A 19,913-nucleotide genomic window follows, 5' to 3' on the forward strand; every position below is an offset into this window, starting at 1 on the left:
AGCATGAGCTGCTTAAGTGTACAAAATGTCTATCATGCTTTTTTTACAAGACAGGAGGCAGCACTCATCTTAGCCAATATAAGCTTGGACATTGAGGAAGGAGAATTTGTCTCCTTTCTCGGTCCAAGCGGCTGTGGGAAAACCACTCTTCTTTCCATTCTTTCCGGGCTTTTAAAGCCTATCGAAGGCGTAGTTTTATTAGAGGGAACACAAATTGAAGATACAGCAGCAGGAATCGGTTATATGCTCCAGCAGGATTATTTATTCCCATGGAAAACAATTGAAGACAATATTTTGATTGGGTTAAAGACTATGGGTCTCTACACTGAACAAACCCATAAAAAGAGCTTGTATTTATTAGCGCAAGTAGGATTAAAAGGAGTTGAAAAACACTATCCTCGTCAGTTGTCAGGCGGAATGCGGCAGCGTGCCTCTTTAGTGCGTACGTTAACGACAGACCCTAAAATTCTGTTGCTGGATGAACCCTTTTCCGCTTTAGATTATCATACAAAAATGAAGCTTGAAGAACTTGTATATGTGCTGTTAAAGCAGTACAAAAAAACATCTGTGCTTGTGACTCATGATATTGAAGAAGCAATTGCGATGAGTGACCGCATCGTGCTGCTGCATGCTAAGCCAGGACGCATCGCTAACATCATTACTGTACCAAAAGAAATTCGCACTCTTTCTCCGTTTCAGGCGAGAGCACACCCAGAATTTACAAAGCTCTTTCAAGTAGTATGGAAGGAGTTTGAAAAGCTTGAACTACAAGAATCTTGACTTGTCCTTTCTTCATCGTAATTATCTAAAACAGGAAACACGTAAAAAACGAGCTGTTCTCTTTATACAATGGTTTCTATTAGTTGCATTTTTCATCTTATGGCAGCTTGCTAGCAATCAGCAATGGATTGATCCGTTGCTTTTCAGCTCCCCCAAAAGCATCTACGAGCTGCTCGTACAAAAGCTGTTTGATGGATCACTATACTCTCACCTTTATGTCACCCTTCTTGAAACCTGCGCCGGATTTTTAATAGGCACACTTCTTGGAACATGTATCGCAACCCTTTTATGGTGGATACCGTTTCTTTCACGTGTATTGGATCCCTATCTCGTTGTCCTGAACGCTATGCCGAAGGTTGCCCTTGGTCCTATCATTATCGTGATTTTTGGTCCTAATATCTCATCTTCAATCGCTATGGGGGTTATTATCTCAATCATCATCACAATTCTCGTCATCTATGCGGCGTTCAAAGAAGTTGATCCAAACTATATAAAGGTACTTCGAACGTTCGGCGCAACAAAATGGCAAAGCTATAAGCAGGTCATCTTACCCGCTTCGTTTCCGACCATCATTTCAACCTTGAAGGTGAATGTAGGGCTATCATGGGTCGGAGTGATTTTTGGAGAGTTACTTGTATCCAAGAAAGGCCTCGGGTATCTTATCAGCTATGGGTTTCAGGTATTTAATTTCACTCTTGTTCTCATGAGTGTTCTACTCACCTGTTTCTTTGCCACCCTTATGTATTTACTCGTCGAGCATTTCGAAAAAATAGTAACAAAAAGCTCTCAAGACCATTCTTGAGAGCTTTCTTTAATTCGCTGCAGCGTATGTACCAGCACATTGTCCCGCATAATGAAGCTGAACCGTCTATCCGTCTTTATATCCTCTGGGAGTTCTTTCAACAAAACCGGCCCCTTTGTTTCCTCATAATGCGTGTACTCTTGTATATCACTTATAAGACCCAAATAAATATTTTTAATAATAATCTTATCTTTACCCGACACCTTATATTGTCCTATATAAGTCAGATGAGATACTATACCGCCTGTTTCTTCTTTCACTTCACGGACCGCAGCTTCCTCCGGTGTTTCCCCAGCTTCCACCTTTCCTCCTGGAAACTCTAGCCCCCTTCGGATATGATGTGTTAAAAGCCATTCATTCTTGTAGCGGCAAATAACCCATACATGTTTTGGCACTTCAGCATATGGATGGTCAGTGAAGGATAATTCTACTTGATTGTGATAGTAATCTTTAAATGTGTACATAACTATACTCCGTTCTTTCCTATTCTCTCCCGATTATTTTGAATTGTAGCACATTATCCTTCTGCTGCCCACTCATTACATGCCGTCAATAATCCCCATTTTTCCAATAAGCTCCTGCGCTTCATCATCGCCGAGCTCATAAACCATACGATACGCCTGCTGTAAGTTCTCATCATACGCATCATTTTGCGGATCATTATGATACTCCTCAAATGGAACATGCGACCGTAAAAACGATTTAACATCAGCCTCATGAGCTCTGTCAAAATACTCCCTAAGCATGATAATTTCGTCATCAGTTGCCTCAATTTTAAAGCTGTAAGTTGTATCTGATTTGGAGCGTGAAATCTCTCCACTCCCCATAGAAATATAATAAGTATGCTTTTCCATAATCTTACCCCCACTCTTTTTGTTACTCAGTTTTTGCAATTACGGGCGAAATATGTAATATTCCATTGCAAATTACCAAAGACTGCAAAAGACATGGTACTATAAAAAGAGAATATCAAAAAGGAGCTAGCATATGTTTACCGTACTGATTATTTCTATTATCGTCGTTATCGTTATTTTGCTTCTATCCGTACTGTCAGTAAATAAGGGCTATTCTTACAAGCACTCTGTCGACAGTGCTGAAGATAGCCCTTATTTAGAAGATGAGGTTTCAAAAAAGAATTAACCGAACACCTTCTCCAATTCATCTTTATCCTGGCTCAACCAATAGTTCATCAAGCGCTTTGCGCCCTCTAAATCATGAAGTTTCGCCTGTCCGCATTGTATTTCGTTGGCAGCCGGAACTTCTGTTATTTTCAGTGCATCCTTCATTGTATCCTCTAATAAGTCGATGATGTCACGCACTGTCGGCGTACCGCTCACCACAAGATAATACCCAGTTTGGCAGCCCATCGGTGAAATATCGATAATATCAAAATGATCGTATTTATAAATATATTTTCTAATGTTAACCGCTAATAAGTGTTCTAACGTATGGATTACATCAGGCTTCATCGCTTGCTTATTAGGCTGGCAAAAACGAATGTCAAACTTATTCACAATCCCATCAGTCCCAACTTTATGCACACCGCAATGTCTTACATACGGTGCTTTTACAATTGTATGATCTAATTCAAAGCTTTCTACTGAAGGCATACTGCTCTCTCCTCATTCCCTTTTAATTTATTGTATTCCGATGTATTTAATATGATATAATCTTTTGATTCATTAGTAAAGAAATATGTGACGTGAGTTCTCTATCCAATATATGCTATAATTTGCGTATCATATGAGTGAAGGAGTAAAAATATGAAGTATGTCTTACTGGGGCTAATTCGCTTTTATCAAAAGTTCATTTCACCGGTGAAGCCGCCGACATGCCGGTTTTATCCGACATGCTCGGCCTACGGAATGGAAGCCATCCAACGTCACGGCGCCTTAAAGGGCAGCTGGCTGACCGCAAAACGTATCGGCAAATGTCATCCGTTTCATCCCGGCGGCTTTGATCCGGTTCCAGAAAAAAAGGAGAGTTAGGCTTCGTACCCGCTTACCATGAGGTCTAATCTTCCTGTTTTTGGGTCAATAACTAATCCATGCACAGGCACATCTTGCGGCATTAACGGATGCTTCCGAATTGTTTCTACACTATGTTTCACACTGTCTTCTACACAGTCAAATCCGTGTAAAAACCGTTCAAAATCTACTCCTGAATACTGCAATGTTTCCAATTTTTCCTCACTTACACCGCGCTCTTTCATCTTCTTTAATGTGCTTTCAGCCTTAAGGCTTGCCATCCCGCAATCATAATGTCCAATGACGCACACTTCATCTGCACCAAGTTCGTAAATCGCCACTAGAATACTTCTCATGATACTTCCAAACGGATGCGATACCAACGCTCCGGCAGTTTTAATAATTTTTGCATCACCGTTGCCCAAATGCATAGCTTTCGGCAGCAGCTCCACTAAACGAGTATCCATACAAGATAAGATAACAAGACGCTTATGAGGGAACTTATCTGTTTGGAATTTCTCATATTCCTTATTTTCAACAAACTGTTCGTTATGGGATAAAATCTCATCTAAAATTTTCATTGTATAATCTCCTTTACTAAAAAAAAATGTATCCTCTTTCATTTTTCTTCTTTTTCTAAAAATAATCAAGTAATTTTACTTTTGTTTTATTAGATCTACACGATAACAATTGCTCCGCTTTAATAAAAGAATTGCTTCCATTCTTTCAATAATTGCTCTTTTTCATCACTCCAATTTCCCGCATCCTTAATAAGCACCTACAATATTTAAAACCTCCTGCGGTGAATGTGCCATATAGTCCGGATTTTTCTTCTGTACCAGCTCAATCGCATCATATCCCCATCCGGCCCAAATGATAGGAACACCGCTTTTTTCGCAAGCTTCAATATCTCTTACCTCATCGCCTATATAAATAACTTCTGATTTATCTAGCTTACGAGTATGAAGAAACTTTTTAATAATCTTATCCTTACCAAAAATTTTACTGGAGCATAAAATTTCTTCAACATGATTGATTTGATTATTTTCAAGAAATTTTTGAATATTATTTGCGGAATTAGAAGAAATAATCGCCATCTTATATCCTCGTCTATTCAGTCCATCTAGTAATTCTTTTATTCCGTCAAATAAAATAACATCCTTAATAGAAACTTGATACCTCTTATAAAACTCCGGTGCCATAATAGGAATTTTGAGAAGAGAAAAATTATAGTGCTTGCAGCGTTCCTTAATCGACAACTTTTGCATTTCCTCAATTTCTTCATATTTAATCTTCTTATATTTATATTTCTCCGAAAGCTGATTCCATATCGAAATAAATACCTCTTTCGAATCTGCCAGCGTGCCGTCAAAATCAAATAGAATGTACTTGATCATGTATTTAGGCTCCTCTCCTTTTTCAGTAACGTGTTAGAGCTATGTTCGTATAAGGCATTTTTTCTCCGTCTGAATCTCCATAATAAGAAAAAAACACCTTAAACAACTTCAATTTCTAGTAATTCACGTTAAAATCCTTCTATATCATACTTATCACGACAGCTAACATTACAAGGAAAGCTAGACTACTTTCCTATTTTGCATAAACTCTACAACAATACATTAGCACTTTCTCAAAATATACTTCCTAAAGGATTCTGCTGATTTTCGAATATGTTCTCATTTCTTTCCATATTTTCGTATATCGGAACTTTGCACAAGGAAAAAACGATCTAAAAGACGAAATCTACTAATGGAAATAAACCGATAAAAACCTTAATTGTAGTCGATGCTCACTTTGCAGCAAAACTCCTCTGAAGATGTTGTATCCGATGTATGTAAGCGGGAACAAGCATAACAGAATGCAGAGCTAAAAAATTGGCCTATCCTCAGAGAAAGAATTGCTAGTATAAGAGAAAAGGGATGATAGTATGGGACTGTTTGATGGATTGATGGGCAATGCTGCCGAGATGAATGTAGAAACAGTGCAAAAAGAACTGACTATGATTTTAGTTAAAGGAGAACAAGTAGAGCAAGCATTTAAACTTATTCGTGATATGTTTGTTTTTACTGATAAACGATTAATTCTAGTAGATAAACAAGGTATGACCGGAAAGAAAGTAGAGTATCACTCCATTCCCTACAAAAGCATTACACACTTTAGTGTTGAAACAGCGGGGACATTCGATTTAGATGCTGAATTAAAAATTTGGATTTCAGGCTCCTCTACACCTGTTTCCAAGGAATTTAAAAAAGACACAAATATTTTTGATGTACAAAAAACATTAGCGACATACACTATCTGCTAAAAAAAGCACGCAACTGCTCTAGCAGCTGCGTGCTTCATATTGTTAACTTTTGCTTCATCACAATTAATAATTGACTGAGTGCTTGCATATATTGCAGCTTAATCCTCTCGCAAATCGGCATAGCCACATCTTCATCGTACGCATGCTGAGCCATATTGCGATCCACAATCATACTGAGCCAATGATCCATGTTATCTAAATGGAGTGCGGTACATGATTCTTTAAAAATTAGGCGCGGCGTATGGATATTGATAATTCCTTCATACTCTAAAAAAGCCTTCATCAACTTTCTTGCTAATTCATATGTAAAGACAAAACGCTGAATAATACCGTCCACAACGATAGATTCCTCAAGCGGTAAATGAATAGCTTGGTCTAATCGTTTTAACGCTTTCTCGTAATCCTCCAATCTGGACTGGAGCTGATCAAGCATATAAGCACCTCCCTGAGCATTAGCTTTTCGTTGCTTGTTACGTTCTCCTTTAAATATATCACGTTGCAGCAAGAATGTCAGATGGAATGATTATCTATTTTCTTTGGAAAACTCCAAGGTTCTCACTGTAACTTCTCTTAGGCGCTCTCTGTCTACAATATGACCCAGTCCAATATTCTGAGGCACAATCACTTTTCCTTTTTCTAATATAACAGGCGGCATAATGATATCCTGCTCCCAATGACGGGAAGATGCCGAAATATCTCCTGGAATCGTAAAATTTGGCAAAGAAGCCAATGCGACGTTTTGCACACGGGAAATACCGGTTTCCAGCATACCGCCGCACCAAACAGGAAGATGATGTCGTTTACAATGATCATGGATTCGAATCGCTTCTGTCAGTCCACCGACTCTCCCCGGCTTAATATTAATAATTTTGCAGCTTCCAAGAGATACAGCAACGCGAGCATCCTCTAAGGAATGAATGCTTTCATCCAAACAAATCGGAGTGACCATCTCTTTTTGCAACATAGCATGTTCAAGAAAATCATTATCTGCGAGCGGCTGTTCGATCATCATTAATCCAAAATCATCCAAGCGCTTAAGCTGCTCTAAGTTTTCCAGCGTATACGCAGAATTAGCATCTGCCATTAACGGTAAATGAGGAAAGGCTTGCCGAATACCCTTTAGCAGTTCATAATCGTTTTCCGGCTTAATTTTCACTTTAAAACGCTGATAGCCTTCTTCAGCATATTGCTCCATCTTTTTCAGCATATTCGAAAGTGTGTCCAACCCGACAACTACACCTACTTCTATTTCTTGTTTCGTACCCCCAAGCGCGGTGGCTAATGACTGTTTACTCCGCTGTGCATATAAATCCCATAGAGCACCTTCTATCCCTGCCTTGGCCATATTATTACGCTTAATAACAGAAAATAACAGCGCCACTTCGGACGGATGTTCAATTTTGTGCTGCAATACTATCGGAATCAAAAAATCCTCCAGTATATGCAAAGCTGTTTGCACTGTTTCTTCGGTATACCATGGCTGCGAAAACGCAACAACTTCCCCCCAACCGATACACCCGTTTTCATCTTCTGCCTCAACCAAAATACTTTGTCTATCGTAATAGGTGCCATAGCTTGTGCCAAATGGTGTAACGAGCTCCATGTTTATTATATGTAACGTAACTTTTTGAATGTCCACATCATAACCTCACAGCAGCTTGCGCAGCTCACGGCGCAGCAATTTTTTAGAAGCATTTCGCGGCAGCTCTTTTACAAAATGAACCTCTTTCGGCACTTTATAACGGGCTAATTTTTCCGTGCAGAAAGTAAGAAGCTCTTCTTCCGTTGTCTCAGTACTGTTTACTATAAATGCAACTGGCACCTGTCCCCATTGCTTATCGTCTTTTCCAATGACTCCCGCTTCTTGGACAGACGGATGCGCTAAAAGGACCTCTTCTATTTGAGCTGGATAAATATTTTCTCCTCCAGAAATGATCAGGTCGCTTCGCCGGTCCAGTACATATAAAAATCCGTCTTCATCTAAATAACCAATATCTCCTGTATAAAGCCAGCCTTCTTTTATACTGCCCTGCGTCGCGTCTTCACGTTTCCAGTAGCCCTTCGTAACATTCGCGCCTTTTACGACAATTTCTCCTGCACCAGTTTCATCTGTATGAACAATCCGCAGTTGGCATGGAAACAAAGGCTTTCCGGCAGATCCAACCTTTTTTAGCATATAATCTGCCGTTAGTGTACAAATTTGCGAAGAGGTTTCTGTCATTCCATATGTTTGGTAAACCGGAATTTGTTTTTTTACACATTCTTGTAGCAATGGCATAGGTGCTGGTCCTCCGCCTAATAACATACAACGAAACGATGATGGGTATGTACTTTCTCCAAGTTCATCTAGCATATCCGTCAGCATTTTTGCAACAACGGAAACAATCGTTACACCTCGTTCCTGTATCAATTCGTTCATACGAATTGGATGGAAGCCTTCCGCTAAAATGATGCGTATGCCATAGATGATGTTTTTCATTAAAATAGACAGCCCGCCGACATGAAAAAACGGCAGACAAGCAAGCCAGCAATCCTTTTCATAAAGCCCGAGATTTAAAGCAGATCCCGCTGCACTCCACCAATGATTTCCATATGTCAGCATGACCCCTTTTGGTTTCCCAGTCGTTCCCGATGTGTAAATGATAGTCATCATATCATCTAATACAAATTCCTCTTGTACTTCATATTCCTGTTCAGGCAGCTGTTCCATTTTTTCAATAGTCATGGTCCGTATACCAGCCCCGCCAAGCTTAGCAATTAACTGTTCTTCTGTTATTAGAAATGTAGCTTCTGCATCTTCTACTTGCCAAAGCAGTTCCTCACGAGAGAGACGAATATTTAATAGCAGTGCAGTTGCTCCTACATATGCCAGCGCATGAATTACCTTCACCATATCAAAGCTGTTATTCATGAACACTGCCACGATGTCCCCCTTTTTTACTGGTAACTGTTTGCTTAACCGAAGCACTATGCTATGGAGCTCTCGAAATGTGTATGTGTCTGCATCTGTTTCGACTGCAACTCGGTCAGGCGTTAAGAAGGCGCGCTGCATAAGCCAGTTTGGTGTAGTCTGTTGCATTTATACCCCTCCTTTATTTTCAATCAGCTTAGTGATAGAAAAAGACTTGATGACAATTCATCAAGTCTTTTTCTCTTTAATCACGGGAAGCGCGGAAATTGGCCAAAATCTGGTTTGCGTTTTTCTTTGAATGCGTCGCGTCCTTCTTTTGCTTCTTCTGTTGTATAGTACAATAGGGTTGCATCGCCTGCAAGTTGCTGTAAACCTGCAAGACCGTCTGTATCTGCATTGAGTGCTGCTTTTAGAAAACGAAGAGCTGTCGGACTCTTTTCTAGCATTTCTTCTGCCCATTGAACTGCTTCTGCTTCTAATTGCTCAAGCGGTACAACTGTGTTGACAAGTCCCATATCCAATGCTTCCTGAGCATTATATTGACGGCATAAGTACCAAATTTCACGCGCTTTTTTATGTCCTACGATACGAGCTAAATAGCCAGAGCCGTAACCTGCATCAAAGCTTCCTACTTTTGGTCCAGTTTGACCGAAGATTGCGTTGTCTGCTGCGATAGTTAAGTCACATACGACATGTAATACGTGACCACCGCCAATTGCGTAGCCTGCTACTGCAGCGATAACTGGCTTCGGAATCACACGGATTAAGCGCTGCAGATCTAATACGTTTAGGCGAGGAATTTCATCTTCCCCAACGTAACCGCCGTGACCGCGTACCTTTTGGTCACCGCCAGAGCAAAATGCGCGTCCGCCCTCACCTGTTAAAATGATAACACCTACGTTTGCATCATCACGAGCGTATGCAAATGCATCAATTAGCTCCATGACTGTTTTCGGACGGAATGCGTTATGTACTTCCGGACGATTGATTGAAATTTTAGCAATGCCATTGTATGTAGAATAAATGATATCTTCATATTCTCTTTCTACTTTCCATTCAATAGCCATTTTTTCTGCCTCCTTCATTTCTTTATTGTAAAAACTCCCTTACTATTGTATCAAACTTTTCTGTTTGTTCCACATGAATTGCATGTCCAGCTTCGGAAATTTGAAACAACTTTGCATTCGGCAGCAATTCTTTCATCCGCTTTAGGATGCGGCAAAATTTTTCATCGTATTCTCCGCACAATAATAAAACTGGCATTGTTAAATTCGGCAGATGCTCCCACCAGGATGGCTGCTTTCCTGTTCCCATACCTCGAAGACTATTAGCTAAGCCCGTCGCATTATTTTGCAAACGCTGCTTTCGGATAGCTGCTTGCTTTTCCCTTGGCAGCCGCTTTTGCGAAGCAAAAAGGGAAATATTCTCCCAATAGTCCATAAAAGCAGAAAGTCCATTCTCTTCTATTTCTTTAGCCAAGGCTTCATCCTGATGAATACGCGCTTGTTTGTCCTGTTCCGTTTCCAAACCTGGAGTACAGCTTTCCAAAATAAGTGATGTAACTCGCTCTAAATATAAACAAGCCATAGTTAAAGCCAAACGGCCTCCCATCGAATAACCGAGAAGATGCACGTTCTGAATCTGCATCCTATCCAATAAGCACCACATATCCTCTGCCACTTTTTCAATTTCGTACCGCTCCGCCTCAGTTGGGCTACCTGTACCCCCGTGACCGAGAATATCGACCGTAATCAAAGTATAGTTGTCCCAAGAAGTCAGAAACGACTCCCAAGTAGTCTTATCGCCAGTAAAACCATGAAGCAGCAGAAGTGGTTCTCCACTTCCCGTTACATCGTACTCATAGAGAACATCATTTATTATTTGTCTCATCTTGCGTTTCCATCCTTCAATAGGGCGGTCAGTTGCGTTGAAATATTGCTCCATAATGAACGATGCATTTTCAGGTTACTTTCACGGTTTGTACGCACTTCTATGACATGCAGCCCATCTGAACCTATACTGTGTTCCATTTCGTTACGAAACTCTTGCCAGTCTTCCGTTCTTACAAATCTTCCTCCATACATCTTAACTGCAAGCTCATAATCTAGACCAAGAGGTGTCCCAAATAAAGATTCAAAATGTTTTTTCTCCGCATATTGAGGCAAAAACGAGAAAATGCCCCCTCCTTCGTTATTCACGACAACAATAGTAGCATTGAGCTTATGAAGCTTCGCGGCAAGCAAACCATTTAAGTCGTGATAAAAGGACAAATCCCCAAGAACAAGCACTAATGGAGATGATGAAACACAAGCTCCTAGTGCACTCGACACGATACCGTCAATGCCGTTAATTCCTCGGTTTGCCATCACCCGAATTGTTTTATCCGTTGTAAAAAAGAACGTATCCACATCACGAATCGGCATGCTGTTTCCGACGAATAAAGTGGATGCATTTGGTAATAGTTCTGCAATTTCCGTAATTACTTTTCCCTCAAATATATCCTCATAATTGTGAATTTCTTGCAATTGCTGCTTCGTAAAAGCATTAATATTCTTCCATTCATCAAGCCAGCTTGTTGGTTCACGCTGCTCCAAAGCCGCGTGAAGTTCTTCACAAAATAACACTTCATTTGCATAGACCATTTCGGTAGACATTAATGCTGGGTCACGCCAGCCTGCTCCTTCGTCTACAACAATAATTTCAGCCTCTTTTTGAAGTGCTATGTATTGTGTTAACGCCTTTGATACAGGCATAGCTCCAAACCGCAAGATTACGTCCGGTTTCCACTGTTCCCGAACTGTTTCATTTCGTAAAAACGTATCGTAGCAATCTACAATATAATTCTTTTCATGTATACCGCTGCGAAGCTGACTCAACGTATCTGCTAAAATTGGATAGCCAAGCTTAGATGCCAGCCTTGTAATGACGCTGCCCAATTCTCCCTCATAATCGCCGCATACGATAATTCCTTTTTCATTATCACCCAAGCTTGCTGCCAGCTGAGCAATATATTGTTTATCCGGATTTCCTTTTGCGACTGTAACAGCAACCTGCTGTGGACGATTGAGCTGTCCTGCTCCCCATATATTAGGTAGTGCTAAATCTGGGATAAGCGGCTCACGAATCGGAAAGTTAAGGTGAACAGCGCCCATAGGAGGAGTCAGTAACGCTGATACAGCTCTTGCCGCCGTTGCTCGTACATAGCGATACATTCGTTCTGATGCTTCAGGCAGTGCCATTTCAGTAAAATTTTTTACAAAGGACCCAAACAGATGAAGCTGGTTCATCGCTTGTGGCGCTCCTACATCGCGCAGCTCATGAGGGCGATCCGCCGTTAAAATTAGAAGCGGCACTCGTGAATGAGCCGCCTCACTTACAGCCGGCATATAATTGGCTGCCGCTGTTCCTGATGTACATAACAGAGCTACGGGCTGTTGTTTGGCTTTTGCCATTCCGAGTGCAAAAAACGCTGCAGACCGTTCATCTACATGCAAATACGTTTGAATATTTTCATGTTCTGCCAATAAAATAGCAAGAGGCGTCGAACGTGAGCCTGGGCTGATTACGACATCTTTAACCTGCAAACGCTGCAGTTCATCAACGAACGCCCCTAAATAATAAGTTAACCCTTCCGTATGATTCATTAAAATCCCCCAAATGCAGTAAGCATAGGCTTAAACTTTATTCTTGTTTCTTCATACTCCGCTTCCGGGTCAGAATCCTTTACCACTCCGCATCCTGCAAACAAAGAAGCTTGACGGCCTTTCATCAACGCCGAACGGATGCCAACTGCGAATTCCCCGTTTCCTTGATAATCTACCCAGCCAATCGGCGCAGCATACCAGCCGCGGTCCAACTGCTCGAGCTCTCGAATACGTTCCAGTGCCACAGAAGTGGGAGTACCGCCCAAAGCTGGAGTCGGATGCATACGTTCTGCTATTGAAAGTAAGCTCTTCCCTTCTTTTACTATCCCCTTAACTGGTGTATATAAATGAAGGACATTTTTCATTTCCTTCAATCCTGGTTCATCTGGTATAGAAACCTCCTTACAGAATTGCTTCATCACTGTACGGATCATCTCTACCACAAAGCCATGTTCTTTAAGATTTTTTTCATCGTTCAATAACATTTGAGCATGAAGGTTGTCTTCTTCAGGTGTATGACCACGCCCAATTGTTCCTGCTAAGCACATCGAAGTAAGTACATCCTCTTCTTTTTTTATAAGACGCTCCGGCGTTGCTCCAATAAAACAGCATTTGTTGTAGTCAAATGAAAACACATAGCAATCTGACTGACTGATACGAAGCACCTGCAGTACATTAGCAGAATCCACTTCCTTTGAAAGAGTAAGCTGCAATTCACGAGCAAGCACTACTTTTTGATACAAACCTTGCTCCATTTCATGTGTTGCCTGTTTTACCGCTTTCATCCACTCAACAGGATCTACCTCATGCTCAATATTAATGGAAGTATCTGTTTCCTGAAGCGGCTGTTTACTTGCCGACATCAGCTTAGCCTCAAGTATTTCCAGCTTCTCGTGAAGATCGGAAACCGAATCCTTATGAGAAACAAGAGAATTGATGGTTAGCCATGCTCCGTCTTCCTTTATCGTCAGCATAAAAGCAGGAACTAACAATAGTGCATCGGCAAACGCTTCCCAAAGCATTGTCTTTTGTTTCATAGGATCGAATGAAAATCCTCCAAATGCAAGCGGTCCCGTACCAAAGCTGTAGGAACCTCCATCAATCAAGCCTGTTTCCAACAGCTTTTCCCATTCATTTTGGGATTCCTCAAATCGATTATGGTGATGATTTGTTATAATATAAGCAGATCCGGCTCCTGCTAACGTAACGCGTTGTTCCGGATCTGACCAATAAAAACGTTCTGTCATGCCAATCTTGGCAGCCGCTGCATAAAAAAGAAGAGGATCAATCCAAGCTACTTTCTTTACTGTGCTGACCAAAACCGCATGATTATTTTTCTTAGCTTGTTGCAGCGCATTGAGGAGCAATACATGCAGACCTTGCTGCTGTGTAGTAATCAAACCTTTCTCCCCCATTCTATCGCAAAATTAGTCGAAATATCCCTTGATTTTAAGATACACCCGCAAGGAAAGTCGTGTCAATGTTAGAGACTCATTCGTACAGAAAACTTGGTTCCTGTGGATTCTCATGAAATAAACATTGACACTCAGTGCCACTTTTCCTAAACTTTAGTTTGTACTTATTTATTTTGTATTAACGGACCAAAAACAGGTGATTGGTTACACTAATCTTAAGCGGCAGAAAAAAGTAGCCGCTTATGGAAACTTCACCTTATAGGATTGAAAAAGGAGGGTTCCCATGCAAACAAATGTACAGACAAAGTCCTCTGTTATAGAACCAAGCCCGAAAAAGCCAAGCTGGCGCGTTTGGTGGAACTTAACACGCCCGCATACATTAACAGCTGCGTTTGTGCCTGTGTTTATTGGTACTGCCTATACACTGCAAAAGTTTGGAAAGATCCATGTAGCTCTTTTTCTTATGATGCTACTTGCCTCTCTTCTCATACAAGCAGCAACCAATATGTTTAATGAATATTTCGACTATAAAAGAGGGCTGGACCACGAAGGATCAGTCGGAATCGGCGGCGCTATCGTAAGAGAAGGTGTAAAACCAAAAACAGTACTGTATTTGGCTTACAGTTGCTTCGGCATTGCAATCTTGTTAGGGGTTTATATTTGTATAAATTCTAGCTGGTGGCTTGCCGCAATTGGATTGGTTTGTATGCTGGTCGCTTATTTGTATACAGGCGGCCCTGTTCCGATAGCCTACACACCGTTTGGAGAATTGACAGCCGGGTTATTTATGGGTGTCATCATCATCGGAATTTCCTTCTTTATCCAAACAGGAACAGTTACCGATGATATCATTCTCATTTCTGTTCCGAGCTCTATTTTAATCGGGGCCATTTTGCTCGCAAACAACATTCGTGACTTAGATGGCGATAAGGAAAATGGACGAAAAACGATGGCTATTCTTGTGGGTCGAAAAAATGCTATCCTTGTGCTAGCAGGCATGTTTATCGTAGCTTATCTTTGGACAATCGGTTTAGTAATCTCTGGTATCGCTTCTGCTTGGGTGTTAATTACAGCCTTAAGCATACCGAAAGCAACGGGTGCGGTGCAAGGCTTTCATGGAAAGACCCAACCTGTTGAAATGATGCCTGCTATGGCAGCAACAGCAAAAACTAATACCATTTTCGGCTTTTTATTTGCTCTCGGTTTATTATTAGGATATTTATTATAAAACACGGTCACACGGCCGTGTTTTTCTTTTCCTTATAATTTGCATGAAGTCGTTCATACTACATATGAGAGCATATTTAGAAAAGCGGGCACAGCCCGCAGGAGCTAGACAAGCCTCATAATTTCTGATTTTCTAAAAAGGAGGAAATCGAATGCTTTCTCCACAGCAAGTAGAGCATTTCAAAACGGTTCTTCTGAAGCAAAAAAAAGAGCTTGAAGCAAGCATACAAATGAGAGAAACAAATGAGCGGGCAAATGAACGAGAATCTGTTGGAGAGCTTTCTCTTTATGATAATCATCCGGGCGATATGGGCACAGAGCTGTTTGAGCGCGAGAAAGATTTAGGGCTGCATGAGCTGATGCAAAAGCAATTGGATGATGTGAACCAAGCACTGCAAAAAATTGAAAAGGGAACATATGGTGTATGTGACGTGTCTGGAAAGGAAATTCCTCTGGAGCGTTTGGAAGCGATGCCGGCCGCGATAACCTGCATTGAACACGCTTCGAACAAACTGAGCTTAGGCGCACGTCCGATTGAAGAAGAATTGATTTTTCCTCCATTCGGGAAATACGATATGGACAGCGCGGTCGGGTACGATGCAGAAGACTCCTGGCAGGATGTGGCCAGCTACGGTACATCAGAAACTCCATCCGACCTTGAACGACGTGATTCCAAAGACTATAACAGCATGTACATAGACGCGGAAGAGCCGAAAGGATATGTCGAGGATTTTGAAAATTTTATCGGCACTGATATGTATGGACAAAACCGTACTGTCTATGTAACCCAAGATCACGATGAATACGAACAAATGCTGGATGAGTACGAGGACCTCACCTACCGCGGTGAACTATCCTCTGATGATTCCAGTCCATCTGATTAATCATGCATAAGCATTCCCATAGCGGGAATGCTTTTTTACTGCTGTTCCACTAGATTTATAATTGTTGGGGAGATTTGCATTCATTTGCAACAATCTTTTCTGCTCTTAATCCGAACACCTATATCAATAAAAAAGCACTCCCATAACGGGAATGCTTTCGGTTCATTACTTCTTGATTACGTTAGCAGCTTGAGGTCCGCGGTTGCCTTCTACAACTTCGAATTCAACTTCTTGACCTTCTTCTAATGTTTTGAAGCCTTCGCCTTGGATAGCAGAGAAGTGTACGAACACGTCATTTCCACCTTCTGTTTGGATAAAGCCATAACCTTTTTCGCTGTTAAACCATTTTACTTTACCGAATTGCATTGATATACCTCCTAAATATAACAAAAAATACTACTATCTTCTGCCATATACTTACGAGAAGATAAAAGGAAACGACCTATCACAGCTTGATTGAAGGTGAACATTATTGCTCTACATCTTCTTGCTCCAAGCACTTTCAGAATGCAAAAACACATAAATGATAAATCTATGTTTCTTCTACACTTCGAATATATATGCAGGTTAATAGTTACTCTGAATATATCATGTGACAAACATTGAAGTCAATTGAATAACACGGCTTCATCAGAAGAGAAAGTATGTTTTTTTTCAAAATTCAGGTAATCTTTATTTTATTGTATGTCTATTTTAATGTAGAATAAAGCTATGAATATTGCCATATATTAGTGAATGATTTTATGGAGGTGTAAGAAATGAAAGCTCATGAAATTGAATACACGCTGCACGGAGATGATATGCAGTTTGTTGAAATTGCCCTGGATCCGCAAGAAAGTGTGATTGCAGAAGCTGGCGGCATGATGATGATGGAAGATGGCATTGATATGGAAACCTCTTTTGGTGATGGTTCGGAGGGGAAAGGTTTATTCGGTAAGCTAATGGGTGCCGGCAAGCGCGTGCTTACTGGCGAAAGCTTATTTATGACTGTATTCACCAATAAAGGACATGGTAAAAAGCATGTATCCTTTGCAGCTTCTTATCCTGGAAAGATTATTCCTGTTGATTTAACGGAGTACGGGGGAAAGGTTATTTGTCAAAAAGATGCATTTCTTTGTGCAGCTAAAGGCGTAGCCGTAGGTATTGAGTTCAATAAAAAAATAGGCACGGGCTTCTTTGGCGGCGAAGGCTTCATTATGCAAAAGCTCGAAGGAGACGGCTTAGCCTTTATGCATGCCGGCGGTACCATCTACAAGCGCGAACTTCAGCCTGGTGAACGATTAAAAGTAGATACCGGATGCCTTGTCGCGATGACAAAGAACGTACATTATGATATCCAATTTGTCGGAAACGTAAAAACAGCATTATTCGGCGGTGAGGGGCTATTCTTTGCAACATTAGAGGGCCCAGGAACTGTTTGGCTGCAATCGCTAACCTTAAGCCGCATGGCGCAGCGCATTGTAGGCGCAGCAGGGGGAGCGCGAGGCAGCGAAGAAGGAAGCATTCTTGGTGGATTAGGCCGATTATTAGACGGAAACGATTAATATTTTCAAAGGCAGCTCTGTTCAAGAGCTGCTTTTTTATATGAATTCCATGTACCCTGTTTTAATTTTCATTGATAGACATTCTACAAGCTTCGCAATCAGCCAAAGACCTCTTTTCAGTATCAGTTCATTTGTCTCCTTTTTCGAATGAATTTTCCTATGGCTTCATATAATGTATCGTTTCTTATATAAGTTCTTCTCTCGACTAAGGACACGCATACCGAGGAGGTCTCATCAATGTTTTCTTCCTTAGCCGTCAATAAAACAATTGGAAAATTGCTAGCAAATTGCTGTGAACAAACCTATGAACAATATCTCAATAATGGTGTATTTACATGTCCGGAGGGATTCCGAGTCGTACAAGGATTTCAAGCCAAAGCTATAAAAAAAACAGAATGGTTTGGCTTTATTTTAGAATCGGAAGAATCCATCATTGTTGCCTTTCGAGGCACACAATCAGATCCAGATTGGATAGCTGATTCTCTGATTACTCAACGAGAATATCCGTACACTGCTAATAGCGGGAATGTTCACAGCGGTTTTCTTTCCATTTACGAAACATGCCGTGATACGATTATGGAAGCACTCGTGAAACTTCCTTCTAATAAAACATTACTCGTCACTGGACACAGCTTAGGGGGAGCACTTGCGGTGTTACACATGCTTGATGCAAGAGTAAATACCTCTTTCAACAACTATATTATGTACAGCTTCGCAGGGCCAAAAGTGGGAGATTTAGCCTTTAAAAATTATTACAACCTGCAAGTTGCCAACAGCTATCGTTTTGTCAACCTCTTTGATGTAGTGCCCTTGCTTCCCCCACGTAAAATTTCTCTCGAAAAAATAGAAAGAGAATGGGAATACTTTCACGTGAACAACCCCCTCACCTTCGCGATGAACATGGGTTCTATCATAAAAAATCATGGAATGCCTACCTATATAGCTGGAGTAGAACGATTAACATAGAAACTATAAATACAATTAAGAGGGTACTTCATTTTATAATGAATATCCTCTTTTTGCTGTTAATCTTCCTGCTTTACATACTCACTTCCAAATACGCTTCCCTCCTTTCAGCTCTTGCCAATAGCCCCAAAGTGAAGTTGGAGACATCAATATTTGGTACAACAGCAAGAAGCCTACTGCTCCTAAAAGGTTAGCTCGTTTTTTTACGCCTAGACGGCTAAATATAAAGTTTTGGTAGATATACATACCGTAAAAGGTGACTGAAGTAATCGGCAATACGTAAAGAGTTGTCAGCCCCACGATATGATAGGAGCCCATGAAAGCCAGGATTAACCCGGGGATCCAAAAAACTGTAAAAGTAAAATCCACAAAGGGTATCAATAAATTCACTAATGTTAAATATTTGCTTCCTTTACCAGGGTGGTTCCAAGGATGATAACGTTTTAATGCTTCTATCATCCCTCGTGCCCATCTTGCTCGCTGAATAATAAAATGCCTCAATGAGGCAGGAACATCGGTAAACGCCAGCGCAGTCGGTTCGAAGAGTACTTGATTTCCATCATGCAAAAGCTGCCAGGTCAATACAATATCTTCTCCAATAGTATCTTGCCACCCGCCAATTTTTTGAATCTCTTCTGTTTTGTACAAACTGAATGCCCCTTGCGCAACTAACGTACTTTGATACATACCCTGCATCCGTTTGATAGATGCAATACCGAGAAAATAATCCCAATCTTGCATTCTGGCCATAAAGCTTTCTCCACTATTTCTCACAAATACTGCTCCTGCTACTGCCGACACACGCTCATCACTCATTTTCATCCGTGAAACGATCCGCCGTACCGCTGAGGGGTGCAAGTCCGTATCTGCATCCAATGTGATAACCAGCTCCGTTTTCACTTGAGATAAACCTGTGTTTAACGCATGGAATTTACCTTGACGCGGCTCTTGTAGTAAGGTAATAGAGATTGGAAGCAGCGCAGCAGCTCTCTGTATACGTTGTACTGTCTCGTCCACAGAACTGTTATCAATGACAATAATATCTAGGGGACCTTCATAATCTTGATTTGCAATATGACGAAGTGTGCGGATGATTCGATTTTCTTCATTATATGCCGCAATCAAAATCGTAACATGCGATATTGGAGAAACGCCTTCAATAGACCTCTCTCGATACAGAATTAAGCTCATTAAAAGAAACGTATTAAAAAAACCGGGTAGATAAGCTAAACTGCTAATTACAAACAATGCAATGGGAAACGTAAGTATTTCTGCCAAATCTAAAATCCAAGGAATAGAAACAACAATAGAAAAAAACAGCCATACACCTGCAAAGAATATACAAATCCAAAACATAGGTATTCCCCCTACATTAGATACCTTATGTTTTGTTAATGCTACTCAATTTATAATCCTTTACCTAGATTTTTTGCTCTGTAACTTGACTTGTTATATATCAATCTCAGCA

23 protein-coding genes are annotated in these 19,913 nt (G+C 40.8%); 9 read left to right on the forward strand and 14 right to left on the reverse strand.

Annotated features, from left to right (window positions below):
- Positions 1-3 precede the first annotated feature (3 nt).
- Positions 4-780, forward strand: a complete 777-nt coding sequence (locus J7Q84_RS14590) for an ABC transporter ATP-binding protein (RefSeq protein ID WP_209095350.1) — start codon at positions 4-6, stop codon at positions 778-780.
- Between the two features lie 64 nt (positions 781-844).
- Positions 845-1,582, forward strand: coding sequence for an ABC transporter permease (locus J7Q84_RS14595; protein ID WP_209095418.1), 738 nt, complete (start codon positions 845-847; stop codon positions 1,580-1,582).
- On the opposite strand, the gene ytkD is transcribed toward J7Q84_RS14595, so the two are convergent.
- Together ytkD and J7Q84_RS14605 are read right to left on the reverse strand one after the other, a co-directional pair.
- Positions 1,567-2,046 (reverse strand): RNA deprotection pyrophosphohydrolase, encoded by a 480-nt coding sequence (ytkD, locus tag J7Q84_RS14600; RefSeq protein ID WP_209095352.1) that lies wholly within the window; start codon positions 2,044-2,046, stop codon positions 1,567-1,569. The genes J7Q84_RS14595 and ytkD overlap by 16 nt on opposite strands.
- A 75-nt stretch (positions 2,047-2,121) precedes the next feature.
- Positions 2,122-2,436, reverse strand: a complete 315-nt coding sequence (locus tag J7Q84_RS14605) for a hydrolase (RefSeq protein ID WP_209095354.1) — start codon at positions 2,434-2,436, stop codon at positions 2,122-2,124.
- A gap of 133 nt (positions 2,437-2,569) precedes the next feature.
- Here J7Q84_RS14605 and ytzI point away from each other — a divergent pair, with 133 nt between their 5' ends.
- Complete coding sequence (ytzI, locus tag J7Q84_RS14610) at positions 2,570-2,722, forward strand: YtzI protein (protein WP_209095356.1); 153 nt, start codon at positions 2,570-2,572, stop codon at positions 2,720-2,722.
- Here the strand turns inward: ytzI and J7Q84_RS14615 are convergent.
- Positions 2,719-3,192 (reverse strand): S-ribosylhomocysteine lyase, encoded by a 474-nt coding sequence (locus J7Q84_RS14615; RefSeq protein ID WP_209095358.1) that lies wholly within the window; start codon positions 3,190-3,192, stop codon positions 2,719-2,721. The genes ytzI and J7Q84_RS14615 overlap by 4 nt on opposite strands.
- Before the next feature lie 153 nt (positions 3,193-3,345).
- Here J7Q84_RS14615 and yidD point away from each other — a divergent pair, with 153 nt between their 5' ends.
- The gene (gene yidD / locus J7Q84_RS14620) at positions 3,346-3,570 is read left to right on the forward strand and encodes a membrane protein insertion efficiency factor YidD (RefSeq protein WP_209095360.1); all 225 of its coding nucleotides are present in this window, start codon (positions 3,346-3,348) and stop codon (positions 3,568-3,570) included.
- Here the strand turns inward: yidD and J7Q84_RS14625 are convergent.
- Positions 3,567-4,130: a beta-class carbonic anhydrase gene (locus J7Q84_RS14625; RefSeq protein WP_209095368.1), complete on the reverse strand. Its 564-nt coding sequence runs from the start codon at positions 4,128-4,130 to the stop codon at positions 3,567-3,569. The genes yidD and J7Q84_RS14625 overlap by 4 nt on opposite strands.
- Positions 4,131-4,316: 186 nt before the next feature.
- Entirely contained in the window at positions 4,317-4,946 is a 630-nt protein-coding gene (locus J7Q84_RS14630; protein ID WP_209095370.1) for an HAD-IA family hydrolase, read from the reverse strand.
- A gap of 530 nt (positions 4,947-5,476) precedes the next feature.
- Between J7Q84_RS14630 and J7Q84_RS14635 the strand changes: the two genes are divergently transcribed.
- Positions 5,477-5,854, forward strand: coding sequence for a PH domain-containing protein (locus J7Q84_RS14635; RefSeq protein ID WP_209095372.1), 378 nt, complete (start codon positions 5,477-5,479; stop codon positions 5,852-5,854).
- A gap of 34 nt (positions 5,855-5,888) precedes the next feature.
- Here the strand turns inward: J7Q84_RS14635 and J7Q84_RS14640 are convergent, their stop codons facing one another.
- The 7 genes from J7Q84_RS14640 to J7Q84_RS14670 form a co-directional block, all read right to left on the reverse strand.
- Positions 5,889-6,287 (reverse strand): HI0074 family nucleotidyltransferase substrate-binding subunit, encoded by a 399-nt coding sequence (locus tag J7Q84_RS14640; RefSeq protein ID WP_209095374.1) that lies wholly within the window; start codon positions 6,285-6,287, stop codon positions 5,889-5,891.
- Between the two features lie 90 nt (positions 6,288-6,377).
- Complete coding sequence (menC, locus tag J7Q84_RS14645) at positions 6,378-7,493, reverse strand: o-succinylbenzoate synthase (protein WP_209095376.1); 1,116 nt, start codon at positions 7,491-7,493, stop codon at positions 6,378-6,380.
- Between the two features lie 9 nt (positions 7,494-7,502).
- Positions 7,503-8,933 (reverse strand): o-succinylbenzoate--CoA ligase, encoded by a 1,431-nt coding sequence (locus tag J7Q84_RS14650; protein ID WP_209095378.1) that lies wholly within the window; start codon positions 8,931-8,933, stop codon positions 7,503-7,505.
- Positions 8,934-9,013: 80 nt separating this feature from the next.
- Positions 9,014-9,832, reverse strand: coding sequence for a 1,4-dihydroxy-2-naphthoyl-CoA synthase (menB, locus tag J7Q84_RS14655; protein WP_209095380.1), 819 nt, complete (start codon positions 9,830-9,832; stop codon positions 9,014-9,016).
- A gap of 22 nt (positions 9,833-9,854) precedes the next feature.
- Positions 9,855-10,655, reverse strand: coding sequence for a 2-succinyl-6-hydroxy-2,4-cyclohexadiene-1-carboxylate synthase (menH, locus tag J7Q84_RS14660; RefSeq protein WP_209095382.1), 801 nt, complete (start codon positions 10,653-10,655; stop codon positions 9,855-9,857).
- A complete protein-coding gene (menD, locus tag J7Q84_RS14665) occupies positions 10,652-12,409 on the reverse strand; it encodes a 2-succinyl-5-enolpyruvyl-6-hydroxy-3-cyclohexene-1-carboxylic-acid synthase (protein ID WP_209095384.1) in 1,758 nt (585 codons plus the stop codon). The genes menH and menD overlap by 4 nt, the downstream gene beginning before the upstream one ends.
- Positions 12,409-13,809, reverse strand: coding sequence for an isochorismate synthase (locus J7Q84_RS14670; protein ID WP_209095386.1), 1,401 nt, complete (start codon positions 13,807-13,809; stop codon positions 12,409-12,411). Before J7Q84_RS14670 ends, menD begins: the two co-directional genes overlap by 1 nt.
- Before the next feature lie 298 nt (positions 13,810-14,107).
- On the opposite strand from J7Q84_RS14670, the gene J7Q84_RS14675 reads away from it, so the two are divergent.
- Both J7Q84_RS14675 and J7Q84_RS14680 read left to right on the forward strand, forming a co-directional pair.
- Positions 14,108-15,052 carry a 1,4-dihydroxy-2-naphthoate polyprenyltransferase gene (locus J7Q84_RS14675; RefSeq protein ID WP_209095388.1) on the forward strand — a complete coding sequence of 315 codons (945 nt, stop codon included), beginning with the start codon at positions 14,108-14,110 and terminating at the stop codon, positions 15,050-15,052.
- A 151-nt stretch (positions 15,053-15,203) separates the two neighbouring features.
- The gene (locus J7Q84_RS14680) at positions 15,204-15,935 is read left to right on the forward strand and encodes a TraR/DksA C4-type zinc finger protein (RefSeq protein ID WP_209095390.1); all 732 of its coding nucleotides are present in this window, start codon (positions 15,204-15,206) and stop codon (positions 15,933-15,935) included.
- A gap of 165 nt (positions 15,936-16,100) precedes the next feature.
- On the opposite strand, the gene J7Q84_RS14685 is transcribed toward J7Q84_RS14680, so the two are convergent.
- Positions 16,101-16,301 (reverse strand): cold-shock protein, encoded by a 201-nt coding sequence (locus J7Q84_RS14685; RefSeq protein WP_209095393.1) that lies wholly within the window; start codon positions 16,299-16,301, stop codon positions 16,101-16,103.
- Positions 16,302-16,693: 392 nt separating this feature from the next.
- Here J7Q84_RS14685 and J7Q84_RS14690 point away from each other — a divergent pair, with 392 nt between their 5' ends.
- Positions 16,694-17,479: a TIGR00266 family protein gene (locus J7Q84_RS14690; RefSeq protein ID WP_209095394.1), complete on the forward strand. Its 786-nt coding sequence runs from the start codon at positions 16,694-16,696 to the stop codon at positions 17,477-17,479.
- A gap of 237 nt (positions 17,480-17,716) precedes the next feature.
- Positions 17,717-18,445, forward strand: a complete 729-nt coding sequence (locus tag J7Q84_RS14695) for a lipase family protein (RefSeq protein WP_209095396.1) — start codon at positions 17,717-17,719, stop codon at positions 18,443-18,445.
- An 81-nt stretch (positions 18,446-18,526) separates the two neighbouring features.
- On the opposite strand, the gene J7Q84_RS14700 is transcribed toward J7Q84_RS14695, so the two are convergent.
- The gene (locus J7Q84_RS14700; protein ID WP_209095398.1) at positions 18,527-19,801 is read right to left on the reverse strand and encodes a glycosyltransferase family 2 protein; all 1,275 of its coding nucleotides are present in this window, start codon (positions 19,799-19,801) and stop codon (positions 18,527-18,529) included.
- Positions 19,802-19,913: the final 112 nt, after the last annotated feature.

Origin of the sequence: Bacillus sp. 165, from assembly GCF_017742235.1 — a bacterium.
Classification (GTDB): Bacteria; Bacillota; Bacilli; order Bacillales; family Bacillaceae_G; genus JAGHKQ01.